We start from the raw sequence: 7881 nt of genomic DNA, 5'->3' as shown, positions 1-7881 counted from the left end.
CAGCCCTACTCAACTGTGCGGAGGTGGGACGACGAAATCGAATTCTAACGAATTACCGATTTCTGTCCCACTCTCTTCTCATTATTTATACACTTCTTGATAGAATTCGATCTTGTCTCCTTTTTTAACGGTGGTTTCAGCAGCACCTTTTGGAGCCATTTCGCCATTGATCTTGTACATCCAGTAAAGGCCTTTGGCTTCGTCTTGGCTGTGACCGTCAATCGAGGTGATCATGCCATTTTTTTCTTCAATCTTGTAGTTGGCTTTGAGCACTTTCATGAGGTTGCTCTCTTCTGCTACTTTCAAGGTTTTCGATTGCACTTTTTGACCTTCTGGCGTCACACTAATCGTAATCGAAATTTCGTTTTTCTTGGCAACTTCTGCGCTAGAAGCAGTTGTTTGATTGTTTGTGCTATGAGACGGAGCGCAACTCGCTAAAAGAAGAGCTGCAAGTAAGGTCATCAAGCTAGAAATGGTTTTTTTCAACATAAAATCTCCTAAAGATTTGATAGATAATGGGATAGAAAATGATCGTCGACAGAGCATGGGCAAGGTTAAAACTAAAACCATTGACCAAAGCATAGGTCCACCAAGGAATATGGTATATCAAGGCATAAACACTATCGATCAAGACCCCATAAGTAAAGGACAGTAGGCCCACAAAAAGGATCTGAAGGACAAAGGGCAACCACTTGTAACTGATGCGCCAAATGAGCATCAAACAGCCAAAGGCGACAATCTGAAAGAACACAATCAAGCTCATCCCCAGGAAAAAGGCGGAGACAAACATGGTGATCATCATCACAAGAAAAGCAAAGCTATACCCTTCAAATATCACCAAGAGAAAGAAGATAGCAGAAATAGGTTGGACATTTGGGAAAGGGGCAAAAGCCTGACGTAGAGCGACACAAAGGGCCGCCAAAAGCGAAATACGGGTTAATCGCTGAAGCGTCATGACGTCCTCCTAGACAATCTCGAACTTGATCGTTCCGGCTGTCGTTCCAACCTTGATGGTTTGACCTTCTTGGGCTTGGCCTTTCAGCAATAGCTCTGCTAGTTGATCTTCCACTTCGGTCTGCAAGACACGACGGAGTGGCCGAGCTCCCATTTCTGGATCGTAGCCTTTGGTTGCTAGCAACTTGAGCGCTGAAGGCTGGAATTTGAGGGTCATGCCTTGTTCGGCCAAGGTCGCAATGAGCGGTTTGACCATGACTTTCACCACCTGCTGCATGTCCTCGCTTGAGAGACTATGGAAGACTACCTTTTCATCAATCCGGTTGATAAACTCTGGACGATAGGTCTTCTTCAACTCTTCAAACATGCGTTTTTCCATATTAGCTTGATCAAAGCGGATATCTTTGGCACCAAAGCCAACTGTCTTATCATCCCGAAGGGCTGTTGCTCCCAGGTTTGAGGTCATGATGATAATGGTATTGGAGAAGTCGATCTTCCGGCCTTTGCTATCGGTTAAGACTCCGTCATCCAAGACTTGCAAAAGGACATTGAAAATATCAGGGTGAGCTTTTTCCACCTCATCAAATAAGAGAACGGAATATGGTTTGTTGCGGACCTTCTCGGTCAACTCGCCTCCTTCTTCGTAGCCCACATAGCCTGGAGGAGCTCCGTTGAGGCGGCTGGCCGCGAATTTTTCCATGTACTCACTCATATCAAAACGGATGAGGGCCGATTCATCATCAAACAGAACTTCTGCCAAAGCTTTGGCTAGCTCTGTTTTTCCGACACCGGTAGGTCCTAGGAACATGAAAGAACCAATCGGACGCTTGTTGCTACGGATACCTGATTGATTGCGTCGAATAGCCCGACTGATACTCGAAACGGCTTGGTCTTGACCAATCACGCGCTTGTGCAATTCTGCTTCTAAGTTTAGGTACTTCTTGGCATCGGTTTGGGTCAGTTTTTGAGTTGGAATACCAGATAATTGGCTCAAGGTCACCAAGACATCTTGGTCAGTGACTTCTTTTTTGTAGACAATGGGAGCGGCCTCTACTTGTAAGAGTTGGGCTGCTTTCTTCCACTTGCCGTCCATCAAGGCCCGGTCTAAGGCGGTCAACTCTTCTTTTACGTGACCGTTGGAATCGCGGTTTTGTACAGTAGCTGCCGCTTCATCCAAGAGATCAATGGCCGAATCTGGCAATTGACGGCTGGTCAAATAGCGGTGGGCATATTTGACAGCTGTTTCGATCGCTTCATCGGTAATGGTCACATGATGGTGGTCCTGGTAGGTTTCTTTCAAGCCTTGGAGAATTTGGATGCTATCTGCAACACTTGGCTCTTCAATGGTGACTTTCGCAAAACGCCGAGAGAGGGCCGCGTCTTTTTCGATATGCTTTTGGTACTCATCTTGGGTCGTTGCCCCAACTGTACGCAAGGTTCCCCGTGCTAGAGCTGGTTTTAAAATATTGGCTGCGTCTAAGGTCGAATCAATGCCGGATCCAGACCCCATAATGGTATGCAGTTCATCAATAAAGAGAATCACGTGACCGTCTTCTTCGATGTCCTGGATGATATTGTTCATCCGTTCTTCGAAGTCCCCACGGAAGCGCGTCCCTGCAACGACATTCATGAGATCCAATTCAAGGACACGCATTTGCGCGATTTCAGCTGGAACATGGCCACTAGCGACCCGCTGGGCCAGGCCTAAGGCAAGAGCTGTCTTTCCGACCCCTGCTTCTCCCACCAATACAGGATTGTTCTTGGTCTTGCGGCTGAGGATTTGGATCATGCGTGAAATCTCTGCATCCCGACCAATCACAGGCTCAAGCTGGCCTGCCCGCGCCATTTCTGTCAAATCACGGGTATAATCTTCAAGACCTCCACTGGTGCTTGGTGGCATGCCCATCATATTTCCCATGGTTTGGCGGTTAGGATTTTGGGCCCGATAGAGACTCCGAATGGCTTTGATATCATTCTTGTCCCAGCCTGCTTTGTCTTCTAAATTCTTGCGAAGGGAGGCAATAGGAACTCCCTTGTCTTGCTCTGTAAAGGCAAAGCCGGCAAACTCCATGACTTGACTCGCCAAGGTCCCACGGTCTGCTAGAAGAGAGAGGAGCACATGCTCTGTTCCCAAGGTCTTGGCATGAAGGACCTGGGCAATCTCTCTTGCGTGTTTCATAATGGCTTCCATCCGATAAGAAAATGGGAAGATTTCATACCGATTGTCGCTTTGAAAAGCTTGGCCTGTAATATGCTCCGCCGCATCCTGAAACTCATCGATCTGCATAGGATAATCGTTGAGTACAGAACCTGCCACGCTATAGGGATTATTGGCCATAGCCGTCAGGAGATGCCAAGTATCTAAGGTATGTCCCTGATAGTGGCCTGCTAGTATTTGGGCCGCTTCTATACTTTCTAACAGTGCTGTTGAATAGTTCATCTAGTCGGTATTTCCTTTTCTATCTACTTGTTGAATGATTTTTTTCAGCATCGTTGCTCGTAGGATGAGAACATCTCGACCTAGGACCTCATCGGAGGTCGTCGCAAGCAAGAGCTGCGTTTCACGTTTTGTCAATAATTTTTCTTCATAGAGCATCTGGAGGATATCATTAAAGACCTGCTGGCTGATGGTCTCTCCAATATTGGCTGCCAAGTCTTGGAGCATCTGATGGTGATCTGAAAACTGGACCTTGCCAATGCGGATATAGCCCCCACCACCACGCTTGCTCTCTACAATATAGCCTCGGCTCTCGGTAAAGCGAGTCTTGATAACATAGTTAATCTGACTGGGTACGACCTGAAAGACATCGGCTAACTCACTTCTTTTGAGCTCTGCCATGCCAGCTTGAGCCAGCAAGGCCTTGATATAAGCTTCAATGCTATCAGATGTGTTCTTATTTGCCATGATGCTCCTTTCTGACTTGTTTTTTTCTAGATGGATGCTCTGCTCTTTGGCCCATAAAAAATGGCCTTGGAGTGTTCCTTCTCATCATTGACCTTATTTGACTATTATACAATTTTTACGGCTGTAAATAAAGTAAAGACTCCATGGAAATAGGAATCTCTTAAGAATACAAAGCAAAAGAGGCTAGCGAGAACTAACCTCTTATGCAAAGAATGAACTACTCTTTGCGACGAGCGAATTTGGCGCCTCCGCCCAAGAAACCTAGACCAAGAAGGCCTAACCAAGCAAAGAAACCACCTTCTTTTGTACCGGTTTGAGGTAGTTTTCCTTCCGATTGTAGAGAAGGACTTTCAACCACTTCTTTTTCCGGATGGTCTGAAGTCGAAACAGAAACTGCTTCTGGGATTTTCGGTTGAAAGAGAACTGGTCTTTCTTTTTCTTTTTTCTCTTCAGCTTGAGAAAGAGTCGCAACTTCTGGTTGCACCTTACTTGGAGTTACAGGAGTGGTTGGAGTCGGCATATCAGCTATCAACGGACTTTCTTCCGCTTCCTTCGTTCCGACTTCTGTGATCTGGTCCTGGGCCTCCACTTCGACAAAGGCATCGACTTCTGTCCGAATTTCTTTGCCTTCTTCTTGTCGAACCTCGATTAATTTCAGCCGGCGTCCGACCTTCCCTGCTTGAAGGATCCGGCTCTCGTCCTTAGCCAAGTCCTTGTTCTCACGTGTTTGACTCTCAAATGGAATCTCCTCCGCTTCGATGAGAAGTTCTGGTTTTTCAAGAATCAAATCCCGGACACCTTCTTCTGGTCGTGTCTGCGTCAGCGGTTCATAATTGTGAGTATCTTCTAAGATGGTTTCAAGGGCTTCGACTTGATTAGCTGCAGCAACCAAATCTGGCCGCTCTTGATCCAACAACTGAGTCAAGGCCGTCAATTGTCCTTGAACCGTTGGTTTGAGGTCTGCTTTCAAGCGATCGAGAGAAGCAGCCTTGATCTTTTCTACTCCTTCTCTGATGATCTGTTGCAGCTCTTCTTGACTGAGCAACTGACTATCTTTCCCTGATAGGATAAATCGGTCTACCTGGATGGCTCTGGATGATTGAGGGTCATTGAGAGACGGATCCAGATGCAAGCGTAGCTGGTGGTAGCCTTTTGCTAGACCTTGTAGATTGACCAAACTCTGGTCGAGCTTGCGTTGATCTCCGTAGCCACTGAAATAATGATCGCCTTCGATCTCATAATCATGACCCCGACCTTCTTCGAAGGCTATTTCTTTTCCATCCAGAGTGACGCTGTAGAGACCATGGCTTGGATCGACCACTCCTCGGACCTCCACACCAGTGCCCTTAAAGGTAATGGTCACTTCAATGTGTTTCTTGCCTTCCTCATCGGTCACTTGGTTAAAGCTAGACCAAGATTCTGTGCCATTTGAGAAGTTTGGATTGTCTGTCTCGTGCTGCCAACCCTCACTGTAATGCAGTTTTGGATCTTGGTCATCTACTTCTTTGCGATTTTCTGGGAGCTGGTCCTCGTTCATCACTTGGACTGTCAGTTCTGGAATAAAGCCGACCAGACTTCCTTGATCCGGATGGAGCAATTTGACCTTAAAGTCATAGACGTCAGTCGCTTTTCCTGCAAAATCAAGGGTTGGAACTTGGACTGTTTTTTCCGTCTCTCCATCTGCGAACTCAAGGGTGACGTTGGTATCTTTGTAGACCTTGCCATGAACTCCTGTTCCTGGTTCTGTGATCAATTTGAGACTGGCACTTCCTTTAGAGCCACCTTTTCTCTTGACGACGACTTGCGCTGGGTCGCCTTTCTTAACAGCTAGGGTTGGCTGAGCAAACTCAAAGAGACCCTTTTCTTGGTTATTGAGGGCATAAATCCCTTCCGTTACGATCGCATCTCCCTTGCTATTGACCAAGGTCAAAGTGTGGGATCCTGCTGCCAAGTCCGGTGTTTCATAGACCTTTTGGCTGCGTTTGCGGCTTGGGCTTTGGGTATTGACCGTCGCTAGTTTTTGGCCGTCGACATAGACATCCATTTCCCCATGACCAGGGTCGACAGTTGCGACGACATAGGCCTTGGTGCCTTCAAATTGATAGGTCACGGAAGCTCCCTTTTCCTTGGTCCACATAGAGGTGCCTCGAACGCCTTCTCCCTCTTCATTCCATTGGCCATTAGCCCGCTCAGCAGTCCGGTCAGAATGATAAGTCAAACCAAGCGGATAGCCATCGGTTTCTTCAATGCTGGCTGGCGTCTTATAGACAGAGACTCCGTTCAAGATTGGAGTAGCTTGGGCATCGGTGATGGACACCCGGATATAGCGACTATCAACTGGTTGCCCTTTGATCAAACGGCGATATCCTACGGTTGAACCAGCCCCAAAAGGAACCCATTGACCATTCACAGCCACATCAATGTTGAAACCAGAAATCCGTTGGCCTTTCTCGATCGTTTCTTTGAGCTCTACCACATCAAAATGTTGCTCTTTTCCAAGATCGAGGACAAAAGAGCCGGTTTTTGCATCATCTGCAGGTGCCCAACTGGTCTTTTCATCGCCATCTGTCAAATGGCTGGCTGAATAATGAGCATTGCGTCGTGTCGAGTCAGCTTCGACCAAAGCTCCTGCCGCATAGTCCACACTGTAGAGTTGGTCCAAGGTCTGGCGGAATTCTTTCAAACGGGCCACATCGGCATCCGCAAATTTCCCATCTTGATTGGGTGGAATATTGAGTAAAAGCGGGGTTCCACGGCCGACCGATTTGAAGTAAATGTCCATCAATTCGCGCAAGGACTTAGGCTCTTGGTTGTCATGATAGAACCAGCCGGAGCGAATAGAAACATCCGCTTCTCCCACTGAGTATTGCTTCCCTTCCGGATCCCCGTGATTGAGGTAACTATTCGATGGATTGTTGCGAATCTTATCCGGATTGACCTTATGCCAAACTGGATCTCCAGCGATTCCCTTTTCATTTCCGATCCAACGAACATTGGTCGGCTCAGCTGAGAAAATGGCAATGTCCCCTTGGGCCTTACGAATGGCATCAAACCACTTATCGAAGGTATAAGTGACTTTTTGAGCCCCATCGCCCCGCGCTCCATCCATCCAGACTTCTACGAACTTGCCCTTGTTTCCATATTTTGGATCTTCAAGGATTTCTTTGAGCTGGTTGAGATAGTATTCGTTGTATTGGTCCTCTGTATCCACATGGTAGAGTGGGCTGTGAGCATCCCAAGGCGAGAGGTAGACCCCCATATCCATGTCATACTTGCTGGCAGAAGCAGAAACCTCGGCTAGGATATCGCCTTTCCCTTCCTTCCAACCGCTTTTAGCAATGGTATGGTCGGTGTATTTGGATGGGTACAAAAGGAAGCCATCGTGGTGCTTGACGACCATGATGGTTCGTTTGAAGCCAGCATCCTTGAGTGTTTTGATCCACTGATCGGTATCTAGATGCTCTGGATAGAAATAATAAGGGTCTTCTTGCCCATCTCCCCACTCACGATCGTAGTAAGTATTCATCCCAAAGTGGATGAAAGCTGCTAGTTCTTCGCGGTGGTATTGCATCTGAGCCTTGCTTGGAAGTGGTCCATAATCCGCAATCTCAGGCTCCTCATCTAGAGAAGGGGCTGGTTGGCTTGCTTCTGTCCCTTGGCTAACTGCGCGATTTTCTTTCTCACTAATAGCTGGTGAGGACTGTTCTGATTCTTCTTGGTGCTCGTTCACAGTTTTCTCCTCCTTTCCTTGATCTCCTGCATTGCTCGTTTCAACCCGTTCTTCACGTGGTTCACTATTCTCAGCTTGTTCCTCTGCGTAACTGGTAGTAGCTCCTAAAAAACAAGTCGCTACAACTACCGAGCAGACACCTACTGAGAGTTTACGAATGCCAAATCGATTTCTCTGATCAACTAATCTTTTTCCCATATTCTATTCCTTTATGTCACCAGGTAAAGAGGGTGGGGCTTCCCCATCCTCCTTCTTTTTACCTGTGAACTTTTCACCGTTTTTTGCTAGTTTC

The 7881-nt window shown here is 47.1% G+C and carries 5 protein-coding genes; all 5 read right to left on the bottom strand.

Annotation, left to right across the window (positions count from 1 at the left end):
• Positions 1 to 81: 81 nt before the first annotated feature.
• The 5 genes from H7T97_RS06480 to H7T97_RS06460 all read right to left on the bottom strand — a co-directional run bounded on the left by H7T97_RS06480 (position 82) and on the right by H7T97_RS06460 (position 7787).
• A complete protein-coding gene (locus H7T97_RS06480; protein ID WP_070506050.1) occupies positions 82 to 489 on the bottom strand; it encodes a DUF4430 domain-containing protein in 408 nt (135 codons plus the stop codon).
• Positions 467 to 955: an ECF transporter S component gene (locus H7T97_RS06475; RefSeq protein ID WP_201089819.1), complete on the bottom strand. Its 489-nt coding sequence runs from the start codon at positions 953 to 955 to the stop codon at positions 467 to 469. Before H7T97_RS06475 ends, H7T97_RS06480 begins: the two co-directional genes overlap by 23 nt.
• 9 nt (positions 956 to 964) lie before the next feature.
• Positions 965 to 3394, bottom strand: coding sequence for an ATP-dependent Clp protease ATP-binding subunit (locus H7T97_RS06470; protein WP_201089817.1), 2430 nt, complete (start codon positions 3392 to 3394; stop codon positions 965 to 967).
• Positions 3395 to 3859: a CtsR family transcriptional regulator gene (locus tag H7T97_RS06465; RefSeq protein WP_201089815.1), complete on the bottom strand. Its 465-nt coding sequence runs from the start codon at positions 3857 to 3859 to the stop codon at positions 3395 to 3397. It abuts the gene before it with no gap.
• A gap of 217 nt (positions 3860 to 4076) precedes the next feature.
• Positions 4077 to 7787, bottom strand: a complete 3711-nt coding sequence (locus H7T97_RS06460) for an alpha-L-fucosidase (RefSeq protein WP_201089813.1) — start codon at positions 7785 to 7787, stop codon at positions 4077 to 4079.
• Positions 7788 to 7881: the final 94 nt, after the last annotated feature.

Origin of the sequence: Streptococcus parasanguinis (genome assembly GCF_016648925.1) — a bacterium.
Taxonomy (GTDB): Bacteria; Bacillota; Bacilli; order Lactobacillales; family Streptococcaceae; genus Streptococcus.
Note: the sequence above shows the minus strand (reverse complement) of the source record. Positions and strands in the feature narration are given on the sequence as shown.

What these genes read in the sequence shown, in the direction of transcription:
- H7T97_RS06460 (WP_201089813.1), bottom strand. Translation starts at nt 7,787, where the DNA reads ATGGGAAAAAGATTAGTTGATCAGAGAAATCGATTTGGCATTCGTAAA.
- H7T97_RS06465 (WP_201089815.1), bottom strand. Translation starts at nt 3,859, where the DNA reads ATGGCAAATAAGAACACATCTGATAGCATTGAAGCTTATATCAAGGCC.
- H7T97_RS06480 (WP_070506050.1), bottom strand. Translation starts at nt 489, where the DNA reads ATGTTGAAAAAAACCATTTCTAGCTTGATGACCTTACTTGCAGCTCTT.
- H7T97_RS06470 (WP_201089817.1), bottom strand. Translation starts at nt 3,394, where the DNA reads ATGAACTATTCAACAGCACTGTTAGAAAGTATAGAAGCGGCCCAAATA.
- H7T97_RS06475 (WP_201089819.1), bottom strand. Translation starts at nt 955, where the DNA reads ATGACGCTTCAGCGATTAACCCGTATTTCGCTTTTGGCGGCCCTTTGT.